This window comes from Microbacterium lushaniae (assembly GCF_008727775.1).
In the GTDB taxonomy this organism is placed as follows: domain Bacteria; phylum Actinomycetota; class Actinomycetes; order Actinomycetales; family Microbacteriaceae; genus Microbacterium; species Microbacterium lushaniae.
Genome location: NZ_CP044232.1, coordinates 2,958,078 through 2,979,105 on the forward strand (window position 1 = coordinate 2,958,078; position 21,028 = coordinate 2,979,105).

Sequence of the window (21,028 nt, forward strand, 5' to 3'; positions counted from 1 at the left end):
TTCCTGTCTTTTGGATGTTTGTGGTGCCGTCAACTCGCGAACAGGCGCGCTTCGGCCCGCTCGTGCCCGGCCGACATGATGTCGCCGACCGGCGTGAATCCGCCGATGTCGTCGACGGGGCGCGCGAGTGCGTCCTCGGTGACGACTTCGATGACCGGCTGGATGCGGCGCAGCAGCACTTGTGCGCTGCGGTGGTCGGCCAGGCGCAGACGCAGGGCGGCGAAGGCGAAGCTCGCCGCGAATGCGAACAGGTCGGACGCGACCGCCTCCGCCACCGGCACCCCGGTCGCGGCGTAGCAGACCGCCGTCGCCACCGGCTGGCAGCCCGGCGTCTGCTTCGCCCGCACCCGGGCCGCCCACACGGCGATGTCGTCTGCGCCGGGAGTCCCCTCGAAGATCTCGCTCGCCACGTCGGCGAGCTGCCGGCCGCTGCGGACGCTGGCCATGCGCAGTTCGGCGTTGAGCTTCGAGGCGAACAGGATGCGGTCGATGGAGGCGACCGCATCCCAGTCACCGCGCGATGCGCTGCCGTGCGCACGTGCCAGCGCCGTGGCGTCGCCCGGCCCGACCGAGGCGACAAGGAGGTCCTCGAGCAGCCCTTCCAGACTCTCCCGGTCGACCTGTCCGGCCTGATGGAACCCCTCCAGACCGTGCGACATCGTATAGAAGCCGCTGGGGAACGCCGAGTCCGTGAGCTGGAGGCTGACCAGCCGCGTCGCCACCGCCGAAGCCGTGCTCGTCATGGGCGCCTCATACGAGGAAGAACAGCTGGGTCAGTGGGAGCGTCTGGGCGGGATCGATGTGGGCAGGCTGCCCATCGATCGTGACCGCATACGTCTCGGGGTCGACCGTGATCTCGGGCATGGCGTTGTTGCGGACCATGTCGTCCTTGCCCAACGACCGGGTGTTGTGCACCGGGAAGATCTGACTCTGCAGTCCCAGTTGCTCCGGCACACCCTTCTCGATCGACACCTTGGACATGAACGTCGCACGGGTCTTCTGCAGCGTCTGCCCGAAGGCGCCGAACGCGGGCCGGTAGTAGACCGGCTGCGGGGTCGGCAGGGAGGCGTTGGGGTCGCCCATGAGCGCCCAGTTGATGAGGCCGCCCTTGATCACCAGCTTCGGCTTGGCGGCGAAGGTGTCGATCGGCCACAGCACGATGTCGGCCATCTTCCCCGGCTCCAGGGATCCGACGTAGTCGGAGATCCCGTGCGTGATCGCGGGGTTGATGGTCACTTTCGCGAGGTAGCGCAGCACGCGGAAGTTGTCGTTGCCCTCCGCATCCTCCGGGAGCTTGCCGCGCTTGTCCTTGCAGTGGTGCGCGATCTGGAAGGCCCGTGTCACCGACTCCCCGATGCGCCCCATGGCCTGCGAGTCCGAGGAGATCATGGAGATGACCCCGAGGTCCTGCAGCACCGTCTCGGCCGAGATCGTCTCGGCGCGCACGCGCGAGTCGGCGAACGCGACGTCCTCGGGGGCGTCGTAGGAGAGGTGGTGGCACACCATGACCATGTCCAGCAGCTCGTCGACCGAGTTCACGGTGTAGGGCAGCGTCGGGTTGGTCGAGGAGGGCAGGACGTTGGCCTGCCCGGCCATCCGGATGATGTCGGGGGCGTGCCCGCCGCCGGCGCCCTCGGTGTGGTACGTGTGGATGGTCCGCCCGTTGATGGCCGAGATCGTGTTCTCGACGAAACCCGACTCGTTGAGACTGTCGGTGTGCACGGCGATCTGGATGTCGTACTCGTCCGCGACGGCGAGGGCCTGGCTCAGCGCCTCCGGCGTCGTGCCCCAGTCCTCGTGGACCTTCAGGCCGCCCGCACCCGCTTCCACCTGCTCGATGAGGGCCTGCGGCAGCGAGCCGTTGCCCTTCCCGTGGATGCCCACGTTGATGGGGAGCGCGTCGAAGGACTGCAGCATCCGGTGGATGTTCCACGTGCCCGGCGTGCAGGTCGTGCCGTTGGTGCCGTCGGTGGGCCCGGTGCCACCGCCGAAGAGCGTCGTGATGCCGTTGGACAGGGCGGCCTGGGCCTGCTGCGGCGTGATGAAGTGCACGTGCGGGTCGAGCGCTCCGGCCGTGGCGATGAGGTGCTCGCCGGCGATGACCTCGGTCCCCGGCCCGACGACGAGATGCGGGTCGACGCCCTTCTGCGTCTGCGGGTTGCCCGACTTGCCGACCCCGACGATGACGCCGTCGCGGACGCCGATGTCGCCCTTGACGACCCGAGGATCGGGTCCATGACGATGACGTTCGTGATCACCAGATCCAGCGACCCCTGCGATGAGCTCGCGCGGGCATCGGATCCCATGCCGTCGCGGGCCGACTTGCCGCCTCCGTAGACGACCTCGTCGCCGTAGCTGTCGGAGGCGTAGTCCTTCTCGATCTCGATGACGAGGTTCGTGTCGGCCAGCGTCACGCGGTCACCGACGGTGGGTCCGAACAGGTCGGTGTACTGCTGCCTGCTGAGGATAGCCATGATTACTTGCTTCCCTTCTTCTTGGCAGGCGCGGCGGTGTTGCCGGCTTTGCCCTCCGACTTGCTCGCTTCTCCGGCGGCGGGCTTGCCCGCCGTGCTGTCCGGCTCGCCGTCGGCGAACCCGCGCTCGCGCAGCCGGCGCATCGCGTCGACCTTGGTCTGCGGGGCGTCGAGGCCGCCGTTGACGAGTCCGTTGAACCCGATCACGACGCGCGCACCGGCGTAGGCCACGAGCGGTACCTGCTTGGTCTCGCCCGGCTCGAAGCGCACGCCGGTGCCGGCCGGGATGTCCAGGTGCATGCCCCACGCCTTCTCGCGCGGGAAGAGCATCGCGGAGTTGACCTCGAAGAAGTGGAAGTGCGATCCGATCTGCACGGGGCGGTCCCCGGTGTTGGTGACGTTGACCGTCACGGTGGGACGGCCCGCGTTGATCTCGATCTCGTCCGGTCCGTGGTGGTAGGTGGGCCGTCTGTTGTGCATGATGACTTCTCCTTCGATGCTGCTCAGCGCCGGGAACGGTGGCCGTCCCCGGACGAGGGGAACGCTGCGCGGGATGCGGGGGTGTGGGCGTGCGCGTCGTGGGAGTGCGACGCGGTGTCGGTGTGGTCGTGCGCGGGGTCCGCGCCGTGGGAATGGGTGTGGGGGTGCGCGTGCGCGTGCCCCTCCTCGAATGCATGCGAGTGGGCGTATCCATGGCCGTGGTCGGCGAGGAGGCCGGCGTCGATCCCGTCCTCACCGGCGTCCAGCGCCTCGGCCGCCTCCTGCACGCGCGTCCTCACGGTCCGCACGATCGCCGCATCGCTCAGCAGGGGCCCGCCGAACTCCGCACCCGGGGCATCCAGGTGTTCCGCAAGGCCGGCCGGCACGGCGATCACGTGCGCGCGCCCGAGCGTGTGCAGTCGCTCGGCGGCCGTGGCCGCCTCCGCGGCATCCCCGATGGCCACAGCGACCTCCGGGAGGGCGCCGTTGGCCGAGACGAGGTACGCCACGCGGTGCAGCTCCGCCTCGTCGAAGGGGTTCGAGCGCGGTGCGACGATGAGCAGCGCGGCTTCCGGATCGACGGCGCGTGCGCGGTTGGCCGCCGTGCGCAGCCACGCCGTGAGGTGGTCGAGCTGACCGAACGGCCGCGCGAGGGCGAGCCTGCCCGGATGCTGCGGAGCGAGCCATTTGAGGGTCTTGGCAGTGTCGGCCACCATGACCGGGTCCCGGCCGAAGGTCATCGGCACGACCACGACGCGCGCGCCGTCGCCCACGAGTTCCGACACGACGTTGTGCAGGCCCCTGCCCGGGGCGGTGGCGTGGGCGTGATCCAGCTGCGGCACGATGCGGGCGAGATCCGCCCCCTGTGCCGCCTCGTGGCCTCCGACGAGGACCACGTGGATCGCTGCCCCGCCCGTCATCGCGGTGAGCCGCCGATGGGATCGTGGCAGGAGACGAGCTTGGTGCCGTCGGGGAAGGTCGCCTCCACCTGCAGGAGCGTGATGCGCTCGCGCACCCCCGCCATGCACTGGTCGACGTTGACGACCTTCTTGCCGAGTTCCATGCACTCCGCGACCGTGTGGCCGTCGCGCGCGCCTTCGAGGATGGCCTCGGTGACGAGCGCCTGCGCCTCGCTCATGTTGAGCTTGGTGCCGCGCTCGCGCCGTCGCCGCGCCAGGTCGGCGACCTGGTAGACGTACAGCTTGTCGATCTCGCGGGGAGTGAGGTCCATGGCGACTCCTGCTTTCCGGGGGTGGCGCTCCGCAGCGGTACGGAGGGGCGTCGTTCGGGCCCAGCCTGCCACCGCCACCGGGCCCCGGACAGGGACCCCTCGACCAGCGGGGGACCAAAGGCCCTGGCGCACCTGCGACCGTGTCGCAGAGTGGACGGAGATGGCCCCGGCGCCGCTAGAGTCGGCGCCCGGGAGCCCCGAAGGGACGCCGATGAACAGGTCGCCGGGAACGTCGAGCGGGTGGGTGATCGTCGCCTGCTGCCTGTCGCAGTTCTTGCACACGGTGTACGGCAGCGTCGTGAACATCGCGCTCCCCGACATCGCCCGTGACCTGGGCGCGGGCATCGATTCCCTGCAATGGGTGGTCAGCGCCTACGTCTTGACGCTGGCCAGTCTCCTCACCTTCGCGGGCACCCTCGCCGACCGGATCGGCCGGAAGCGGACGCTTCTCCTGGGCAACGCGGTCATGGTGGCCGGGTCGGTCGTATGCGCGCTGAGTCCCTCCGTTCCGGTCCTCGTGTGCGGCCGGGTTCTGCAGGGCATCGGCAGCGCGCTCATCGCACCGGCGGGCCTGTCGCTGCTGGCCGAGGCGTTCCCCGAGCGGGCGCGGCGCGCGATCGCGGTGATGTGGTGGACGACGATAGGCACGGCTTCCCTCGCGGCCGGCCCTATCCTCGGCGGCCTCCTCGTGCGCGACCTGGGGTGGACGTCGGTGTTCTGGGCCGGCGTGCCGCTGGGCGCGCTCGCGATCCTGCTCGCCGTCGTGCTCCTGAAGGACTCGCGCGCCGACCAGCCGGTCCCCTTCGACCTGGTCGGTCAGGTCCTGGTCACGATCACCCTCGCTGGGTTCGCATTCGCGCTCATCGAGGGCGTGCACCTGGGATGGACCTCGCCCGCTGTCCTCACCGCCGCAGCGCTCGCGGTGGTCGCGCTGATCGCCCTCGTGCCCTACGAACAGCGGCATCCGCACCCGCTCATCCCCGTGCAGCTGCTGCGCGACCGCTCCTTCGTGGGCGGGCTCGGAATGGCCGTGCTGGGCTACCTCGCCCTGGCCGGCCTGCTGTTCCTCAACACGTTCTACCTGCAGTCCGAGCGCGGCCTGAACGCCACGGCCGCGGGCCTGCTGACCATCCCGCTGGCTGCCGGCGCGACGACGTCGGCACTGCTGGCGGCCCGCCTGGTCGTGCGCGGCCAGTCGCGGCGCGCGCTCGTGATGAGCGGTGCGCTGCTCGCGGCGGGCGCGGCCGCACTGTGGGCCACCGAGCACGGCGCACTGTGGGCCGTCATCGTGCCCTATTTCGTCTTCGGTCTGGGGTTCGGGTTCATCGCCGACCCCGTCAGCGTCACGGCGCTGTCGTCGCTCCCGGAGTCGGAGGCGGGCCTCGCCTCCAGCCTCATCTCCACCTCGAAGCAGACGGGCCAGCTGCTGGGGATCGCGGGGGTCGGCACCATCCTGGCGGCGGCATCCGGTTCCGACGCTGCGGAGTTCGACGACATGGGCGGATGGGTGTGGACCGCCCTCGTGATCGCGGGTCTGGGGATCCTCCTCCTGGCACTGGGCACGACGAGCGGGCGGCCGGCGACACCGGCGGACCGGTCAGCCGTCGCGGGGCGCTGAGGCGGCTGCCGTCGTCGCGTCCACGGTTCCCGGGCGGATGGCGTCGACGAGCGCGAGCAGCACCTGATTGACCCGCGTCAGCTGCACGATGGCCCTGCGTATCTGGGGGAGGCGGCCGTCCCGGCATCGGTCTCGAACTCGTCCGGCAGGTGGACGCGGGCCGGCAGCCGCCCGGCGAGGACCGCGCGCGCGGCATCGAAGTTCTCGTCCGTGGCCTGGGCCAGCGCCGCCCAGTCGGGTGAGCCCGGCACCCCCGGGTCGATCCCGGCCAGCTCGCGGCCGAGGTGCCGCTCGTAGTACAGCAGCGACCGCAGAGCCGTGAGCTGCGTGTCGATCCCGGTGCGCTGCTGGGAGCCCGGGTTGCGCAGCAACGGCTGGGCGAGCGTCTCCAGCTGGGTCAGCCGGCGGCTCACTTCGCGCTCGCGCACGCCCAGTGCCACGCGGTCCGGCGGCGAGGGACGACCCAGGACGCGGGCGAATGCCGCGTCGGCGAGTTCGTGCGCGCGACCCAGCAGGTCGGTCATTCCATCCAGCACGCGCGTGCCGGTGCGGGTGGGCAGGATCAGCGCAGAGATGACGATGGCCACGGTCGCCCCGATCGCGGTCTCCAGCAGCCGCACCTGCACCGTCTCGACCGTCAGCTTCCCCAGCACGTCGTACATGCTGGCCAGCACGATCGTCATCCAGAACGACATCGCCGCCGGGGAGATCGAACGGACGTACAGCGCGAAGAAGACACCCACCAGCAGCAGCGGGAAGGCCCACAGGGGGTCGTGCCCGGCCAGGATCGCCAGGCCGAAGGCCACCCCGGAGCCGGCGACGGTGGCGATGATGCGCTGGATCGCCTTGAGGCGCGTCTCGCCGTCCGAGCCGCTCAGCACCTGGAACGCGGGCATCGCCGCCCAGTACTCGTGCCCGCTCGAGACCAATCCACCCAGGTACAGCGCCAGCGCCGTGGACAGTCCCGCCTGCACCGCCTGGCGGTCGGCGGGCGCGAAGCCGGCGGTCGCGGGCTGCTGCGGAGGCATCGCGGATGCGGCGGCCGCGCGCGCCGCCTCCCGGTCGCTGCGCGCCATCTCCGCCACATCCACGCCGGGGAGCTCCCGGTGCAGGATGTCCTCGAGCACCTTGTCATCGGCCACCTGGACGCGGCGGAGGCGCTCCACGGCGGAGCGCAGTTCGGAGGCCGCCCGCGAGACGCGGCGCGCCTCGATCGGCCACTCCTCGATGTCCCGCGGTTCGCCGCCGTCGCGCGCGGCGTACTCCGACGACTCCACCACGGCCACCTCCTCCCGCAGCGCAAGGAGGTCCGAGGCAAGGCGCGCCCGCTGCGGCACCGACACGTCGACACGGGAGGCGGCGGGGATGACCGTGCCGAGGTTCTCCGCCGCCAGCTGCACGTCGAAGACGCGCACCCGAAGCGTGTGAGCCCGCTGCGGCGATGCGACGGTCTGGGCGAACTGATCCAGGGGACGGTTCAGCGACCCCACCGTGCGTTCCAGGGCGACCCGCTCTGACCGCACGGCCCGAAGCAGGCGCGTGTCCTGGCGCCCACTGGCGACGAGATCGATCATCGTGTCCAGGAGCATCCCCACCCGCGTGTACACCGCCCCGATCCCGCCGTCCACCTGGCGCTGCACGGAGGGCCGCGGAAGGATCCTGACGACCCAGTCGGCCAGCAGACCCATGAGCGAAGCCACGGCGGCGCCGGCGACCGCGCCCGGTTCCACTCCCGTGAGAGTCGTGAAGAAGAAGGTGATGAACGCGAGCTGGCCCAGCCCGCCCCACTTCGGTCCGAACCGCCGGGCCCACGCGGCCGCCGCGGCGACCACGGCGATGGCGATCGAGGACGTCAGGACGTCCTTGGGCAGCAGGGCACCCAGGGTCAGTCCGACGAGCACGGGCACCGCGGTGAGGAGCATCGCCCACCGGGGCGCAGACGCGGCCGCTCCTGTCGTGGCCGGAGCGGAGAAGAGCGCGACCAGCCCGGCGAAGACGGCACCGGTCGCCGCCTCGGCGCCCAGAAGCTGCGACACGGGCAGGCTGAGCGCGACGGCGAGAACGACGGCGGCGAGCGTGCGGAGTGCGTCGGTCAGGCGGACCCAACCAGGGTCGATGAGGAGGTGGCGCCGGCGCACCCATGCGCCGATCCGCGAGGGGCGCGGCGTGCGGGACGTGGGTGGCTCCGCGGAGGGCGTCGGACCCGAGGCGCGCCACGCGCGTGGGTCATCCAGCGGGATGCCGTCGGGGGTCGCTGCGACGTCGCGGAAGACGGGCTGATAGTCCAGGTCGCGGCTGATCACGGCGAGGAGCCACTGGGCCTGGAAATCGAAGGGGAGCCATTGCACGTACCGGCGGTGCGCATCGGCCGGGTCGACCGGGCCCTGCGTCTGCGTCACGGTCATGACTCGGCGCTGGACGGTGAGGAATCGCAGCACCCAGGGGTCGAGGGAGGCGTTGGATTCAGGGCCCTCGAAGACCGCGACCGCGGCGGTGAAGTCGTCGGGCGAGACCGGGTCGGGCGTGGCCGGCGACGTCCGGCGCCGCATGCGCAGGAGATGCACGCGGAAGTCGTCGAAGGCCTCCACCAGCCGGATCAGATCGGGCTCCTTGGCGGGGTCGCTCCCGGTGGGCAGCCCCCACCGCAGCGCGGCCGTCACTCCCGAGGTCATGTACAGGGCGTACGGCAGGGAGAACTGCTCCCGCCCGCTCTGGAAGTAGTACGCCACCGGATTCTGGGCGAGCCCGTCGGAGTACGCGCTCAGGGAGTCCAGGATCGAGCCGAGGTGACCGTCCAGGCCCCGTGCGACGCCATCGGGGAAGTACGGCTCCAGTGTTTCGGTGGGATTGGCGATGCCACGACCGGCCTGGAAGAAGTTCGCCGAGAACGCCCGCAGCGACTGGACGACGCCGTAGACGCTGCCGAGGAAGGAGATGAGGAAGGACAGGACGAGGACGTTGATCATGGCCTCGCTGACGGTGAGCATGTCGAACACGACATCGCCCGGCGAGATGTTGTCCACCCCGACCGTGGCGAACTGGCCGGTGCTGAGGTAGAGGGCTCCGAAGAAGTCGGCCTGCACGCCCGCCGAGATCTGGAAGTTGCCGCTTGCTCCCATGGCGCCCAGATAGATGAACGTGAAGCCGAGGATGATCCCGAGCACCCACGCCAGGATCGTCGAGAGGACGAGGATGCCGGTGACCTGGCGGAGGATGACCGGCCGCCAGCGCCGGCGGACCCGTCTGGTGATGGAGCGGAGCACGATCCACTGCGTCCGTACGACGCCGTTGACGAAGAGCCCGGCCTCGTCGTAGTTCAGCACGGCCAGGAACGCATCCACCAGCGTGGCGACGAGGATGACCACGCCGACCACGATCCACACGACGTCCCACGGCGTCATCGCCCCACCGTCTCCCGTTCAGCGGTCACCGGACAGCCCGGCTTCGATGCCCGATCACGGCCGCCCCGGCGGCCACGCTCCCGGCGAGGGCCAACCCCGCCCCGAGCCCGACCCGGGACAGGACGGCACCCGTGAACGCGCCCGTGGCCAGCGCCACGATCGCCAGCAGCCGCCGCAGCACACCCGATGCGCGCGATCGCGACGGGCCCACCAGGAGGCTCATCCCCGCACCGATCACCGCGCTGGAGACGGCGACGGTGATCAGCTGCGGAACCGCCAGGCGCATCGCCTCCGCGCCCTGCGCCCCCATCGCGGCCGCCAGCACCGCCGTGATGGCGAGCCCCGAGACCGCGAAGCGGTGCGGCGGCCACAGCCACGCCACCGCGGCCAGGGCGAGCACCGTGACGGAGACGAGTGCGAAGATCCACGTCGTCCGGCCGGTCCATCCCGGCGGACTCGCGCGGGTCATCCGCCCCACGATGGCCGCTCCGAGGAGGAACGCCGTCAGCGCGCACAGTGCCGGCAGGCCGTTCACCCCCGGCGTGCCGGCCACGCCCATGCCCAGAAGGAGTACGTTCCCGGTCTGGTTCGCGGTGAAGACGCCGCTGAGCCCGATCCAGCTCAGCGCGTCGACGATCCCCGCCGCGAAGGTCAGCGCGAGCAGACATGCCACCTCGACCCGCGCGGGCGGAGGATGCGCCGGGCTATCCACTCGGGCGTTCGTTCCGATTCCGAGGACATGGCGGCGGCGGCATGGAGGCGGTCGGTCAGAGCGCTCGCCCGATGGCCAGGCCGACGAAGGCGAGGACGACGGTCAGGACGAGCATGCCGAGGGAGTTCGCGAAGAAACGCCCGAACGTCCGCTTCTGCAGCATGTGGACGGTGTCGACCATCGCGGTGCTGAAGGTCGTGAACCCGCCCATGAGACCTCCGCCCAGCACGAACAACCAATCCGCGTCGAGGACGGAGGAGTCGGAGAGACCGGTGAGGAAGCCGAGGAGGAGCGAACCGGTGGAATTGATCACGAACGTGCCCCACGGGTACCCCGAATGCACGTTCCGCATCACGAGGCCGTCGGTGGTGAACCGCAGGGCGGCCCCGAGACCGCCGCCGAGGGCCGCCAGCAGGAAGATGCCGATGCTCATGACGCGGCCTTCCCGTCTCGCGGCCGCCACACGAGGCCGGCGAGCCAGATGCCGACCGCCGCGGCGGCGATGCCGCCCAGGAGCGTGCCCAGCGAATACAGCACTGCTCCCAGGACGTCCGACTCGAAGAGCTCCGCGGTGTTCGTCGCGAGCGAGCTGTACGTGGTGAAGCCGCCCATGAACCCCGTGCCGGCGAACAGCCGGAAATCGCGCCGACCGGGGGTCTCCGGCTTGCGGGATGCCAGGCCCGTCAGCAAGAGGCCGAGCAGGAACGCTCCGACGAGGTTGGCGATGAGCACCGGCCAGTCGTCGCCAGCATCCGAGGGCATCGCCAGGGTGAGGCCGAGGCGCGCCGAGGCCCCCAGCGCCCCGCCGAGGAACACGAACGCGATCAGCTTGGGCTGAGCGTACGCCGGCCGGGGAATGGGGTGGGTGGTATCGCGTGCGTGCTCGACCACTGTCATATTCCGAAGCGTAGGGAGGACGCTCGGACTCGAATAGGGCCCTAGGGCCTGCCCGCGTCCAGCAGCGCGTCGCGCAGCCGATCGGCCGACACGCGCCAGTGCGCGTGCAGCGCTCCGTCGATCAGGACGACGGGGATCTTCTCCCACCACCGGTCATACAGGGCGGGGTCCTCCAGGATCGACACGCGCTCCACGGCGACGGCGTCTGCCACGTCGTCGGGGAGGTCCGCCACGACGGTCTCGACGATCTCCTCGGCGACATCGCACAGATGACATTCCGGCTTGCCGATGAGGGTGAGGGTCGTCACGACCGGCTCCTCTGCAGCCTCACGGCCGGCGGCGCTCAGCGCTCGAGGCCATAGCCGGCTTCGGCCCAGGCGCCGGTGCCGCCGTCCACGTTGGTCGCATCGAGTCCGCGCGCGGTGAGGGCCTCGACCACACGCGCCGAGCGCCCGCCGACCTGGCAGATCACGTCGAAGGGACCCTCGGGAAGGTCGTCGACGTGCTCGCCGAGGGTCGACATCGGCATGTTGACGGCACCGGGCACGTGCCCGGCGGCGTACTCGTCGGGCTCGCGCACGTCGATGAGCGGGACGCCCTCACGCTCGCGCAGCTGCTGGACGGAGATGGACTGCATGGCGGCTCCAGTGATGACGGCGGAACGGTTGCGACGAACACGAAGCGCCCGCCACGAAGGACAGGCGCTCGGTGTGTCGGCCGCTTACTTCTTGTTGCGGCGCTGGTGACGAGTCTTGCGAAGCAGCTTGCGGTGCTTCTTCTTCGCCATGCGCTTACGGCGCTTCTTGATGACAGAACCCACGGAAAACCTCACAATGTCAAGGGTCTGGGTGCCGATCGCCGGCTCCCGGGTACACGAGGCGCGAAAAAAGGCCTCGGATCAGTCTAGCCGACGTCGGCGACCGGCCGTTGCATGGCATCGACCACCGCCGACTCGGGCACGCGATAACTCCGGCCGAATCGCACCGCGGGGAGTTCGCCGGAGTGCACGAGGCGGTAGACGGTCATCTTGGACACGCGCATCAACTCGGCCACCTCGGCGACGGTGAGGAACCGCACGTCCGGCAGTTCGGCCATGGCGTTCCCCTCTCGCGGTGTGCTGCCGACACTCTAGGCGGTGGGTGCGACGCCTGTAAACCCGCGTGACTGCTGGGCCGGATGGGGCAGGCTCACGCGTCGCGGCGAGCGCGCGCTGCCCGCTGACGGGCTTCGGTGAGCGCCTGGCGTTCGAGTCGCCTGGCCGCGCGGAGAGCCTTCTCCGCCTCCCGCACGGCCTTGCGCGCTTCGCGGTACCGCTTGTCGTCGGCGACACCGGCCGGCGCCGGCTCCAGCCACGTCGCGGAGGGCACCGGAGCCGCGCCGGACTCGCGTTCGGCGATGTACGCGGCGATCCCGTCGAGAGTGCGATCCAACCCGAACCGGAAGGGGTCGGCCTCGGAGCGGAACACCCCCGCGTCGACGGCTCGGCGAAGCGCCGGGTACTCCTCCGCCGTGATGAGGCTCGCGAAGAGCTGATCCTCGTACGCGCTGATCTCCTCCGGGGACATTCCGCGCTCACGGGCCTGGCGGGAGTACGCGGCGAGGATCGTGCCGTACCACCGAGCCTGGCCGGTGACCTGCAGCACCGCCGCGAGGCGCTCGTCCTCGGTCAGAGGGGTGTCGGCGAGAGCGTCGAGCATGACGTCCATGAAAGCCGCGGAGTTCGGGGTGACCGGCGACCCGGTGATCGGGATGTCGAGGATCCACGGATGCTCCAGGTACACCTGCACGCTGGCACGGTAAGCGGTGACCAGCCCGGCCCGCCACCCGTCCGCCTCCCGGACGGACTCCGGCGGAAGCCCCGTCGCCTCCTCCTGCATGAGCTGGATGAGGTCCTCCTTGGCGCTGACGTACCGATACAGCGACATCGTCGTGTACCCCAGTCGCGCGGCGACCGCCGCCATCGACACGGCGCCCAGCCCGTCGGCATCGGCGATCTGCACGGCCGCGTCGACGATGCGCTCCAGACTCATTTCCCGCTTCGGCCCGCGCTGCGGGTCGGCGGCCATTCCCCACGCGAGCGCGACGCCGCGCGGAGGCTCGAGATCGAGGGGCTGCTCTTCCACGATCACATTCTAGGTCTGTTTATGCGATACACCGTGTGTTACCTTCATACGCAGTTTACGTCATACACAGAAAGGAGAGCCGATGGACGCCGCCATCGCCGTCCGCCGCCTGCGCAAGCAGTTCGGCGGACGCGTCGTCCTCGACGACCTGGAATTCAGCGTCCGCCGGGGTGAGGTCTTCGCACTGCTCGGACCGAACGGGGCGGGCAAGACGACGACGATCTCGATCCTCACGACGCTGCAGCTGCCCGACGCCGGGGACGCCCGAGTGGCGGGATTCGACGTCGCCACGCACCCGCGCGACGTGCAGCAGCGCATCGCCCTGACCGGTCAGGCCGCCGCCGTGGACGACGTGCTCACGGGCGCGGAGAACCTGACGATGCTCGGCCGGCTGTCGGGCCTGCGCCCGCGAGCCGCGCGCGAGCGCTCGGCCGAGCTCCTCGAGCGGTTCGATCTGACGGCCGCGGCCTCACGGTCGGTCGGCACCTACTCCGGCGGGATGCGGCGGCGCCTGGATCTCGCCCTCAGCCTCGTCGTCACCCCGCAGGTGCTCTTCCTCGACGAGCCGACCACCGGACTGGACACTCGCAGCCGACGGGAACTGTGGGACGTCATCCGCACGCTCGCCGCCGGAGGGACCACCGTGTTCCTCACGACGCAGTATCTCGAGGAGGCCGATCAGCTCGCCGACCGCGTCGCCGTCCTGCACGGTGGTCGCATCGTCGCATCCGGCACTCCGTCGGAGCTGAAGTCCCGTGTCGGAAGCGAGGTGGTCGAACTGCGCGGCCCGGCCGGGGATCTCCTGCGAGAGATCCCCACCGACGGGACGGTGCGGGGACTGCGCTCGGCCCTCGACGCCCTCGACGCGGACGGGGATGAGGGCATCGTCGGTCTTCGCCGGCCGACCCTCGACGACGTGTTCCTGGCTCTCACCGACGACCCCGCACCGATCCCCGAAAGGAGCACCCCGTGACCACCCCCACCCTCCTGCGCCCCCGCCTGGCCGGGATCAGCGCCGAACGCGTGTTCGTGTGGCGATCGCTGCTGCGTTCCCTGCGCGACGCGGAATCGCTCATGATGGCGATCCTGCTGCCGGTCCTGCTGATGCTGATGTTCACGTTCGTGTTCGGCGGCGCCCTCGAACCCGGCGGCGGCTACGTCGACTACGTCGTCCCCGGGATCATCCTCACGTGCGCCGGCTTCGGCGCGTCGTCCACGGCACTGTACGTCGCCGGCGACATGAAGGCCGGCATCGTGGACCGATTCCGCACGATGCCACTGCGCTCCGGCGCCGTGCTGACCGGGCACGTCGTCGCCAGCCTCGTGCGCAACCTCCTGGCCACCGGCGTCGTCATCCTCGTGGCCGTGGTGGTCGGCTTCCGTCCCACCGCGAGCGCGCTGGGATGGCTGGGGGCGCTCGCGATCATCGCGCTGTACATCCTCGCGATCACGTACCTGTTCGCGGCGATCGGACTTGCCGCGCGAAGCCCGGAAGGGGCGAACGCCTACGGCTTCATCCTGCTGTTCCTGCCCTACCTCTCCAGCGCCTTCGTCCCCGTGGCGACCATGCCGCAGTGGCTGCAATGGATCGCGAACAGCCAGCCGGTGACTCCCATCATCGAGACGATCCGCGGGTTCCTCTTCAGCACCGGGATGGGAGCCGAACTCGGATGGGCGCTGCTGTGGTGCGGCCTCATCCTCGCCCTCTCGGCCGCGTGGGGAGCGTGGCTGTTCCGCCGGCGCAGCCGGTGACGGCCGAACTCACAGCCCACACTCAAACCGCCCTGACATCTCCCATAATCCGCCCGGCGATAGTGGGGACATGACCGAGAAACCAGTTGCCGGACCGGCTCCGGCCTCACCCAGTACCCCTGAAGAATCCGCCACCACCCACACCCCCGCGGCCCCGGCACCTGCGGAGCCTGCCGAGGAGACGACTCCACGCAAGCGCCGTTGGCCCGTCATCACGGCGGCGGTCGCCGGTGGCGTCGCCGTCACGGCACTCGCTTTCGGCGGCGGGCTCGCGACCGGATGGAACCTGAACTCGGGCCCCGAGTCGGGATTCGAATTCACCGACGGTTCCCGGATGCCGGAGGACGCCGGCCCCCGCGGGGGCGGCTCCGACGAGCGGGACGCCCCGCGTGGGCACGACCACTCCGACTCGCGCGACCACGACGGCTCCGGACCGCGTGACGGCTTCGGACCGCGCGGCGGCGACGACGCGGACGACCGCACCCCCACCGCTCCCGACGAGGACGCGGACAAGGACACCGACAAGGACGACGCGGACAAGGACGCCGACAAGGACGCCGACCGGAAGGACGACGCCGACAGCGACGCCTGATGCGTCAGCGGCCCGGCAGCTTGCGCAGGGCCGCGGTCACCGCGTGCTTCGCCGACGCGGCGGCGCGCCCGACCACATCCGCCGCGTGCGCGGCGGGTTCGGGCAGCGTCGCCGGCGTCGGCGGATCCACGGAGAAGAAGGGCACCAGCCAATCGTCGACCTCGTCCAGCGGCGCGGTCTGCAGGCTGTAATAGCGATGCTGACCCTCTTCGCGTACGGACACCAGCCCCGCATCCCGGAGCACCCTCAGGTGCTTGGACACCGTCGGCTGGCTCGCACCGAGGACCTGTACGATGTGCGACACGCTGGTGCCGTCCTGGCCGTCCGTCGAACGTTCGAGGAGGAGCTGGAGGATGTCGCGACGCGTGCGGTCTGCGATCACGTCGAAGATGTCCACCATTGCTTCAGATTAGTCGCGCTCGCCCCGGAGTACCATGAGCCAGGTCCACGAGCGAAAGGGGCGACGCGATGGCGTCAGCGCCGGCGTGGCCTCGCGGCCGCCGTGGGTGGTCCGCACAATGGGACAGAGGCTGGGATCGGGTCCGTAACCTGACGACCTCGTCGCCGGCCCGCTTCGCGGTGCTCGTGTTCCTCGCGCTCATTCTGCTGTTCACGGCGCTGTACTCCCTGCCGGCGGCCTCCGCCGACGGAACGCGCACGCCCTTCGCCGATGCGCTGTTCACGGCCGTCTCCACCATCTGCGTGACGGGTCTGGCGACCGTGGACATGTACTCCCACTGGTCGCCGCTGGGACACGTCTTCACCTACATCGGTGTCAACGTGGGGGCGCTGGGCGTGCTCACGCTCGCGTCGATCCTCGGGCTGGTGATCTCCAAGCGCCTCGGCCTGCGTGCCAAGCTCATCGCCGCCGGCGACTCGAATCCGCTGCGCGTGCACGGCGGGCCCGTCAACGAGGGCCAGACGGTGCGCCTGGGCGAGGTCGGGCAGCTGCTGCTGACCGTCGCCCTCTCCACCCTCGCCATCGAGGCGGGGCTCGCGGTCCTGCTCTACCCCGCGCTCATCATGGCCGGCATCGACCCGCTGGTGGCGCTGTGGGAGGCGCCGTACTACGCCGCCATGGCCTTCACCAACACCGGCTTCGTCCCCAACGCCAACGGCCTGGCGCCCTTCGCCGACGACTACTTCCTGCTCACCGTCCTCATGGCCGGGGTGTTCCTCGGTTCGATCGGGTTCCCGGTGATCTTCTCGCTGTGGAAGCACTACTGGCACGTCCGCCGCTGGTCGCTCCACACCAAGCTCACCCTCATCACCACGACCATCCTCTTCGTCGTGGGAGCGGGAGTGATCCTCCTCCTCGAGTACAACAACCCCAAGACCTTCGGAAGCCTGGATGCGTGGGACACGACCTTCCAGGCATTCTTCGTCTCCGCGATGACCCGGTCGGGCGGATTCAGCGTCGTCGACATCGGCGACCTGAACGGATCCACCCTCGTGGTGGGCTCGATGCTCATGTTCGTGGGTGGCGGATCGGCGTCCACCGCCGGCGGCATCAAGGTGACCACGCTCGCCGTGCTCGCCCTCGCGGTGTGGTCGGAGGCGAAGGGCCGCTCCTCCGTCGAGGCCTTCGGACGCCGCATCCCCAGCGACGTGCAGCGGGTCGCCCTCTCCGTCGTGGCGTGGGGCGCGACGATCGTCGCTCTCTCGACGGTGACGATCGGGCAGATCACGCAGGCGCCGATCGAAGAGGTGCTCTTCGATGTGATCTCCGGCTTCGCGACGGTCGGACTGTCCACGGGCCTGACCGCCGACCTGCCCGACCCCGCGGTCTACGTACTGGCGGCGACGATGTTCATGGGGCGCGTTGGTACAGTGACACTCGCCGCGGCGGTCGCTGCGACGTCCCGCACGCAGCTGTACTCACTGCCCGTGGAAAGGCCCATCGTTGGTTGACCGCATCCGTAGCGACTCGCCCGTCCTCGTCATCGGCCTCGGCCGGTTCGGCGCCGCGTGCGCCGGCGAACTCGACCGCCTCGACCGGGACGTGCTCGCCATCGACGACAGCCTCGAGCTCGTGCAGAAATGGTCGGACCGCGTCACCCACGCCGTCCAGGCCGACGCCCGCAACATCGACGCGCTCAAGCAGATCGGCGCGCAGGATTTCCAGGTGGCCGTCGTGGCGGTCGGATCGCTCATCGAGGCTTCCGTGCTCATCACCGCCAACCTCGTCGACCTGAAGGTGCCGCAGATCTGGGCCAAGGCGGTCTCGCAGGCGCACGGCAAGATCCTCGCTCGCGTGGGGGCGAACCACGTCATCTACCCCGAGCGCGAGGCCGGCGAGCGCGTGGCGCACCTGGTCAGTGGGCGGATGCTCGATTTCATCCGTTTCGACGACGACTTCGCACTGGCGAAGATGTACCCGCCCAAGTTCATCCGGGGCATCGGACTAAACGAATCGGGCGTGCGGAGCAAGTACAACGTCACGGTCGTGGGAGTCAAGAGCCCCGGGCGGCCGTTCCGCTACGCCGAGGCGAACACGATCGTGACCAACCACGACCTCATCATCGTGTCGGGGACCAACTCCGACATCGAGCGGTTCGCCGCGCTCGATCGCTGACCGCGCGCGCCCCGGTCACCCGGCGGCGAGCTCCCGCGCGCGAGCCAGCGCCGCATCCGTCGCCCGCTCGAACACGCCGGCCAGATCCGCGTCCTGCAGCACCCCCACGGCGCGCTCGGTCGTGCCCTTCGGGCTCGTGACCTGGCGGCGCAGTTCGCGCGGGTCCTCCCCCGTCGCCTCCATCAGCGCCGCCGCGCCGATGAAGGTCTGCCCCGCCAGCATCCACGCCTCGGCCTCGGAGAATCCCTTGCGCACGGCCGCCTCGGCGAGCTGCTCCACGAGCAGGAAGACGTAGGCCGGGCCCGACCCGGAGATCGTGGACAGCGCGTCGATCTGGGACTCGGGCACCTCCACCACCGCTCCCACCGTCTCGAACAGGCGGCGGACGACCGCGATGTGGGCGGCGGATGCGGCGGCATCGGCCGCGAGGCCGGTGACGGCCTTGCCCACCAGTGCGGGCGTGTTCGGCATCGAGCGCAGCACGACCACGCGCGGGCCGAGGATCCCGGTGAAGGTCGCGAGCGGAACACCGGCGGCAAGGCTCACCACGATGGCCCCCTCGCGCACGTGCGGAGCGATCTCCCGGAGCAGGCCCGGGACCATGGCGGGCTTGACGCCCACGAGCACGACGTCGGCGGAGGCCACCGCGACCGCATTCGCGTGCGGATCCTCCTCGAGCGCGAGGCTCGTGACGCCCTCAAGCCCCGCGAGCTCGCCCGCCTTGGCCGCCGTGCGGTTCGTCACGGTGACAGCGGGCGCGAGTCCGGAGCGCACGAGACCGCGAAGGATCGCGCCGCCCATGGATCCGGCTCCGAGGATCGCGACGGCGGGGAGGAGGTCGGACGGATCATCGGTCATGGCGCCATCCTAGAAGAGGTCTCATTCATTCTTGTCTTATATAAGCGCGTGCGCAAGAATGTGTCGCATGCACGCCCTCGACATCCTGGGAGACCCGGTCCGCCGCCGCATCGTCGAACTGCTCGGCGACGGCGAGCGCCGCGCGGGCGAGGTCGGCGAGGTCGTGCAGACGGAGTTCGGCATCAGCCAGCCCGCCGTGTCGCAGCACCTGAGAGTCCTGCGCGACGCGGGCTTCGCGAGCGTGCGGGCCGAGGGGACCCGGCGCCTGTACGCCCTCGAGCCCGAGGCGCTGGCCGAAGCCGACCGCTGGATCGGGCAGTTCCGCCGCTTCTGGACGCCGCACCTCGACGCCCTCGGCACGGAGCTCGCCCGCGGCAGGCGCGATCGCCGCCGGGCCGCATCCGACGCCGCAGCACCGCCCACCCCCACCGAAGGAGAGTTCTGACATGGTCGACGTGAATAACGAGATCGACGCCGTCACGAGGGCGGTCCGCACCGAGGAGGTCGACGGCGCGTCCCGTCACGCGCAGAGCCTCACCCGCACCTACCCCTCGCCCCTCGCCGACGTGTGGGAGGCCACGACCACGGCGGAGCGGATCGCCCGCTGGTTCGCCCCGGTGGAGGGCGATCTGCGTCTGGGCGGCCACTATCAGGTGGTCGGCAACGCCGGCGGCACGATCCGGTCGTGCACCCCGCCGGAGGACGGGTCGGCCGAGTACCGGCTCACGTGGGAGTACGGCGGCGGCATGTCGTGGGTGACCGTCGGGCTACGGGCCGTCGGCGAGGAGGCCACCGAACTCACGCTCACCCACACCGCCCGGGCGGAGGACCTCCCGCCCGGCTTCTGGGAGCAGTTCGGCCCGGGGGCCACCGGCGTGGGCTGGGACCAGGGGCTCCTCGGCCTGTCGCTTCACCTCACCGGCGCACCCGGTCCGCGGCCGGAGGACGCCTACACATGGCCGCTCACCGAGGAGGGGCGCGCGTTCACACGCCGCGCGGCGGATGCATGGGCGCACGCGCACATCGCCGCCGGCGCGGATGCGGAGGCCGCCGCCCGGGCGGCGGAGGCGACGTACGCCTTCTACAGCGGCGAGGAGCAGCCGCAGGGGTGAGGGTGGCGCGTTCCGTCCCGCCGACGCCGGAGATATAGTCGATTCGCGGGCGGCCCGATCGCTCGCGACACAGTGCGGAGGACCTCCCCATGACCCTGTTCGACGGAATCTCCTCACGACGCGTCGAGACGCCGCGGCTGAGCGTGACCGTGCTCGAGCGGGACGGGGACGATCCGTCCACCCCCGCCGATCGCACCGTCGCCTTCGTCCACGGCACCGTCGGGTCATCGCTCTTCTGGCAGGAGATCCTCCAGGACCTTCCCCGCGACCTCCGCGTGCTCGCCGTCGACCTTCGCGGGTACGGCGGCACCGAGAACGCACCGGTGGACGCCACGCGCGGGGTGCGCGACTTCAGCGACGACCTCGCCGCGACACTGGAGACGCTCGGCATCCACACCGCCCACCTCGTGGGCTGGTCGCTGGGCGCGGCGGTCATCCTGCAGTACGCGCTCGAGCACCCGGTGCTCTCGCTCACTCTCGAAGCGCCCATCTCCCCGTACGGCTTCGGGGGCACCCGCCGGGACGGCACGCGCCTCACGTCCGACGACGCCGGCACCGGCGGCGGGATGGCGAACCCCGACTTCGTGCGACGCCTGGCCGCAGGCGACTCCGGCGAGGAGGCGGAGACGTCGCCCCGCAACATGTTCCGGGCGGGGTTCGTCTCGAGCGCGTACACGACGGAGCACGAAGACGTGTGGGTGGCGGCGATGCTCGCCACCTCGACCGCAGGCGGCAACTACCCGGGTGACTCCGTTCGCACCGATGCGTGGCCGGGGTACGCGGCGGGCACCACCGGCGTGCTCAATGCACTGTCACCGAAGTACTTCGACGTGTCGGGCATCGTCGACCTCGCCGACAAGCCGCCCCTCCTGTGGGTGCACGGCGCGGTGGACGCGATCGTGTCGGATGCGTCGGTCTACGAGCCGAACGACCTCGGGCGCCTGGGCATCCTGCCGGACTGGCCGGGGCCGGAGGTCGCCCCGCCGCAGCCCATGGTGTCGCAGACACGCGACGTGCTCGCCGCCTACGCGGATGCCGGCGGGGACGTGATGGAGATCGACCTGCCCGGTGTCGGCCACAGCCCGCACCTGGAGGCCCCCGCGCAGTTCCGTCACGCGCTGCTCACGCGCATCGGCTACGTCGGCGTCCCCGCCGACCCTGCGCCCTCGACCGAGGCCATCATCCTGCGATCGGCGGACTGACC

The 21,028-nt window shown here is 70.6% G+C and carries 24 protein-coding genes and 1 pseudogene; 9 read left to right on the top strand and 16 right to left on the bottom strand.

Annotated elements, in window-relative coordinates; all coding sequences use genetic code 11:
- Positions 1 to 29: 29 nt before the first annotated feature.
- The 5 genes and pseudogenes from F6J85_RS14250 to F6J85_RS14270 all read right to left on the bottom strand — a co-directional run bounded on the left by F6J85_RS14250 (position 30) and on the right by F6J85_RS14270 (position 4,184).
- Positions 30 to 743 (bottom strand): urease accessory protein UreF, encoded by a 714-nt coding sequence (locus F6J85_RS14250; protein WP_150925975.1) that lies wholly within the window; start codon positions 741 to 743, stop codon positions 30 to 32.
- Between the two features lie 7 nt (positions 744 to 750).
- Positions 751 to 2,474 (bottom strand): annotated as a pseudogene (gene ureC / locus F6J85_RS14255) (urease subunit alpha).
- 2 nt (positions 2,475 to 2,476) lie between these two features.
- Positions 2,477 to 2,953 carry an urease subunit beta gene (locus F6J85_RS14260; protein ID WP_150925978.1) on the bottom strand — a complete coding sequence of 159 codons (477 nt, stop codon included), beginning with the start codon at positions 2,951 to 2,953 and terminating at the stop codon, positions 2,477 to 2,479.
- Between the two features lie 23 nt (positions 2,954 to 2,976).
- A complete protein-coding gene (locus tag F6J85_RS14265; RefSeq protein ID WP_150925981.1) occupies positions 2,977 to 3,873 on the bottom strand; it encodes a sirohydrochlorin chelatase in 897 nt (298 codons plus the stop codon).
- Positions 3,870 to 4,184: an urease subunit gamma gene (locus F6J85_RS14270; RefSeq protein WP_150925983.1), complete on the bottom strand. Its 315-nt coding sequence runs from the start codon at positions 4,182 to 4,184 to the stop codon at positions 3,870 to 3,872. The genes F6J85_RS14265 and F6J85_RS14270 overlap by 4 nt, the downstream gene beginning before the upstream one ends.
- A 211-nt stretch (positions 4,185 to 4,395) precedes the next feature.
- Here F6J85_RS14270 and F6J85_RS14275 point away from each other — a divergent pair, with 211 nt between their 5' ends.
- On the top strand, positions 4,396 to 5,802 hold the full coding sequence (locus F6J85_RS14275) for an MFS transporter (protein ID WP_191906627.1): 1,407 nt from the start codon (positions 4,396 to 4,398) through the stop codon (positions 5,800 to 5,802).
- A gap of 77 nt (positions 5,803 to 5,879) precedes the next feature.
- Here the strand turns inward: F6J85_RS14275 and F6J85_RS14280 are convergent, their stop codons facing one another.
- From F6J85_RS14280 to F6J85_RS14320, 9 genes are all read right to left on the bottom strand, one after another.
- Positions 5,880 to 9,203 carry an FUSC family protein gene (locus F6J85_RS14280; protein ID WP_150925987.1) on the bottom strand — a complete coding sequence of 1,108 codons (3,324 nt, stop codon included), beginning with the start codon at positions 9,201 to 9,203 and terminating at the stop codon, positions 5,880 to 5,882.
- Between the two features lie 25 nt (positions 9,204 to 9,228).
- Entirely contained in the window at positions 9,229 to 9,876 is a 648-nt protein-coding gene (locus tag F6J85_RS14285; RefSeq protein ID WP_191906628.1) for a YoaK family protein, read from the bottom strand.
- Between the two features lie 94 nt (positions 9,877 to 9,970).
- Positions 9,971 to 10,348, bottom strand: coding sequence for a fluoride efflux transporter FluC (locus F6J85_RS14290; RefSeq protein WP_150925992.1), 378 nt, complete (start codon positions 10,346 to 10,348; stop codon positions 9,971 to 9,973).
- Entirely contained in the window at positions 10,345 to 10,812 is a 468-nt protein-coding gene (locus F6J85_RS14295) for a fluoride efflux transporter FluC (protein ID WP_150925995.1), read from the bottom strand. Before F6J85_RS14295 ends, F6J85_RS14290 begins: the two co-directional genes overlap by 4 nt.
- A 41-nt stretch (positions 10,813 to 10,853) precedes the next feature.
- Positions 10,854 to 11,120, bottom strand: coding sequence for a glutaredoxin family protein (locus F6J85_RS14300; protein WP_150925998.1), 267 nt, complete (start codon positions 11,118 to 11,120; stop codon positions 10,854 to 10,856).
- Positions 11,121 to 11,155: 35 nt separating this feature from the next.
- A complete protein-coding gene (locus tag F6J85_RS14305) occupies positions 11,156 to 11,449 on the bottom strand; it encodes a rhodanese-like domain-containing protein (protein WP_150926000.1) in 294 nt (97 codons plus the stop codon).
- A gap of 84 nt (positions 11,450 to 11,533) precedes the next feature.
- Positions 11,534 to 11,632 (bottom strand): 30S ribosomal protein bS22, encoded by a 99-nt coding sequence (locus F6J85_RS14310; RefSeq protein WP_003792170.1) that lies wholly within the window; start codon positions 11,630 to 11,632, stop codon positions 11,534 to 11,536.
- Positions 11,633 to 11,715: 83 nt separating this feature from the next.
- Positions 11,716 to 11,907 (bottom strand): helix-turn-helix domain-containing protein, encoded by a 192-nt coding sequence (locus tag F6J85_RS14315; protein WP_150926002.1) that lies wholly within the window; start codon positions 11,905 to 11,907, stop codon positions 11,716 to 11,718.
- Between the two features lie 92 nt (positions 11,908 to 11,999).
- Positions 12,000 to 12,935 carry a TetR/AcrR family transcriptional regulator gene (locus F6J85_RS14320; RefSeq protein ID WP_238706972.1) on the bottom strand — a complete coding sequence of 312 codons (936 nt, stop codon included), beginning with the start codon at positions 12,933 to 12,935 and terminating at the stop codon, positions 12,000 to 12,002.
- 82 nt (positions 12,936 to 13,017) lie between these two features.
- Between F6J85_RS14320 and F6J85_RS14325 the strand changes: the two genes are divergently transcribed.
- From F6J85_RS14325 to F6J85_RS14335, 3 genes are all read left to right on the top strand, one after another.
- A complete protein-coding gene (locus F6J85_RS14325) occupies positions 13,018 to 13,908 on the top strand; it encodes an ATP-binding cassette domain-containing protein (RefSeq protein WP_150926005.1) in 891 nt (296 codons plus the stop codon).
- Positions 13,905 to 14,687, top strand: a complete 783-nt coding sequence (locus F6J85_RS14330) for an ABC transporter permease (RefSeq protein WP_150926008.1) — start codon at positions 13,905 to 13,907, stop codon at positions 14,685 to 14,687. Before F6J85_RS14325 ends, F6J85_RS14330 begins: the two co-directional genes overlap by 4 nt.
- Before the next feature lie 70 nt (positions 14,688 to 14,757).
- Entirely contained in the window at positions 14,758 to 15,279 is a 522-nt protein-coding gene (locus tag F6J85_RS14335; RefSeq protein WP_150926010.1) for a hypothetical protein, read from the top strand.
- Between the two features lie 4 nt (positions 15,280 to 15,283).
- On the opposite strand, the gene F6J85_RS14340 is transcribed toward F6J85_RS14335, so the two are convergent.
- A complete protein-coding gene (locus F6J85_RS14340) occupies positions 15,284 to 15,679 on the bottom strand; it encodes an ArsR/SmtB family transcription factor (protein WP_150926012.1) in 396 nt (131 codons plus the stop codon).
- Positions 15,680 to 15,747: 68 nt separating this feature from the next.
- Between F6J85_RS14340 and F6J85_RS14345 the strand changes: the two genes are divergently transcribed.
- A complete protein-coding gene (locus tag F6J85_RS14345) occupies positions 15,748 to 17,190 on the top strand; it encodes a TrkH family potassium uptake protein (RefSeq protein WP_150926015.1) in 1,443 nt (480 codons plus the stop codon).
- A complete protein-coding gene (locus tag F6J85_RS14350) occupies positions 17,183 to 17,854 on the top strand; it encodes a potassium channel family protein (RefSeq protein WP_150926017.1) in 672 nt (223 codons plus the stop codon). Before F6J85_RS14345 ends, F6J85_RS14350 begins: the two co-directional genes overlap by 8 nt.
- 15 nt (positions 17,855 to 17,869) lie before the next feature.
- Here F6J85_RS14350 and proC read toward each other — a convergent pair whose 3' ends face one another.
- Positions 17,870 to 18,712 carry a pyrroline-5-carboxylate reductase gene (proC, locus tag F6J85_RS14355; RefSeq protein ID WP_150926020.1) on the bottom strand — a complete coding sequence of 281 codons (843 nt, stop codon included), beginning with the start codon at positions 18,710 to 18,712 and terminating at the stop codon, positions 17,870 to 17,872.
- A gap of 67 nt (positions 18,713 to 18,779) precedes the next feature.
- Here proC and F6J85_RS14360 point away from each other — a divergent pair, with 67 nt between their 5' ends.
- From F6J85_RS14360 to F6J85_RS14370, 3 genes are all read left to right on the top strand, one after another.
- A complete protein-coding gene (locus F6J85_RS14360) occupies positions 18,780 to 19,157 on the top strand; it encodes an ArsR/SmtB family transcription factor (RefSeq protein WP_150926021.1) in 378 nt (125 codons plus the stop codon).
- 1 nt (position 19,158) lies between these two features.
- A complete protein-coding gene (locus F6J85_RS14365) occupies positions 19,159 to 19,824 on the top strand; it encodes an SRPBCC domain-containing protein (protein WP_150926023.1) in 666 nt (221 codons plus the stop codon).
- 89 nt (positions 19,825 to 19,913) lie between these two features.
- On the top strand, positions 19,914 to 21,026 hold the full coding sequence (locus tag F6J85_RS14370) for an alpha/beta fold hydrolase (RefSeq protein ID WP_150926027.1): 1,113 nt from the start codon (positions 19,914 to 19,916) through the stop codon (positions 21,024 to 21,026).
- The last annotated feature ends 2 nt before the right edge of the window (positions 21,027 to 21,028 follow it).

Coding starts and splice junctions, on each gene's coding strand:
- F6J85_RS14305 (WP_150926000.1), bottom strand. CDS start 11,449: ATGCAGTCCATCTCCGTCCAGCAGCTGCGCGAGCGTGAGGGCGTCCCG.
- F6J85_RS14260 (WP_150925978.1), bottom strand. CDS start 2,953: ATGCACAACAGACGGCCCACCTACCACCACGGACCGGACGAGATCGAG.
- F6J85_RS14335 (WP_150926010.1), top strand. CDS start 14,758: ATGACCGAGAAACCAGTTGCCGGACCGGCTCCGGCCTCACCCAGTACC.
- proC (WP_150926020.1), bottom strand. CDS start 18,712: ATGACCGATGATCCGTCCGACCTCCTCCCCGCCGTCGCGATCCTCGGA.
- F6J85_RS14340 (WP_150926012.1), bottom strand. CDS start 15,679: ATGGTGGACATCTTCGACGTGATCGCAGACCGCACGCGTCGCGACATC.
- F6J85_RS14250 (WP_150925975.1), bottom strand. CDS start 743: ATGACGAGCACGGCTTCGGCGGTGGCGACGCGGCTGGTCAGCCTCCAG.
- F6J85_RS14295 (WP_150925995.1), bottom strand. CDS start 10,812: ATGACAGTGGTCGAGCACGCACGCGATACCACCCACCCCATTCCCCGG.
- F6J85_RS14265 (WP_150925981.1), bottom strand. CDS start 3,873: ATGACGGGCGGGGCAGCGATCCACGTGGTCCTCGTCGGAGGCCACGAG.
- F6J85_RS14280 (WP_150925987.1), bottom strand. CDS start 9,203: ATGACGCCGTGGGACGTCGTGTGGATCGTGGTCGGCGTGGTCATCCTC.
- F6J85_RS14315 (WP_150926002.1), bottom strand. CDS start 11,907: ATGGCCGAACTGCCGGACGTGCGGTTCCTCACCGTCGCCGAGGTGGCC.
- F6J85_RS14325 (WP_150926005.1), top strand. CDS start 13,018: ATGGACGCCGCCATCGCCGTCCGCCGCCTGCGCAAGCAGTTCGGCGGA.
- F6J85_RS14270 (WP_150925983.1), bottom strand. CDS start 4,184: ATGGACCTCACTCCCCGCGAGATCGACAAGCTGTACGTCTACCAGGTC.
- F6J85_RS14360 (WP_150926021.1), top strand. CDS start 18,780: ATGCACGCCCTCGACATCCTGGGAGACCCGGTCCGCCGCCGCATCGTC.
- F6J85_RS14370 (WP_150926027.1), top strand. CDS start 19,914: ATGACCCTGTTCGACGGAATCTCCTCACGACGCGTCGAGACGCCGCGG.
- F6J85_RS14345 (WP_150926015.1), top strand. CDS start 15,748: ATGGCGTCAGCGCCGGCGTGGCCTCGCGGCCGCCGTGGGTGGTCCGCA.
- F6J85_RS14290 (WP_150925992.1), bottom strand. CDS start 10,348: ATGAGCATCGGCATCTTCCTGCTGGCGGCCCTCGGCGGCGGTCTCGGG.
- F6J85_RS14275 (WP_191906627.1), top strand. CDS start 4,396: ATGAACAGGTCGCCGGGAACGTCGAGCGGGTGGGTGATCGTCGCCTGC.
- F6J85_RS14365 (WP_150926023.1), top strand. CDS start 19,159: ATGGTCGACGTGAATAACGAGATCGACGCCGTCACGAGGGCGGTCCGC.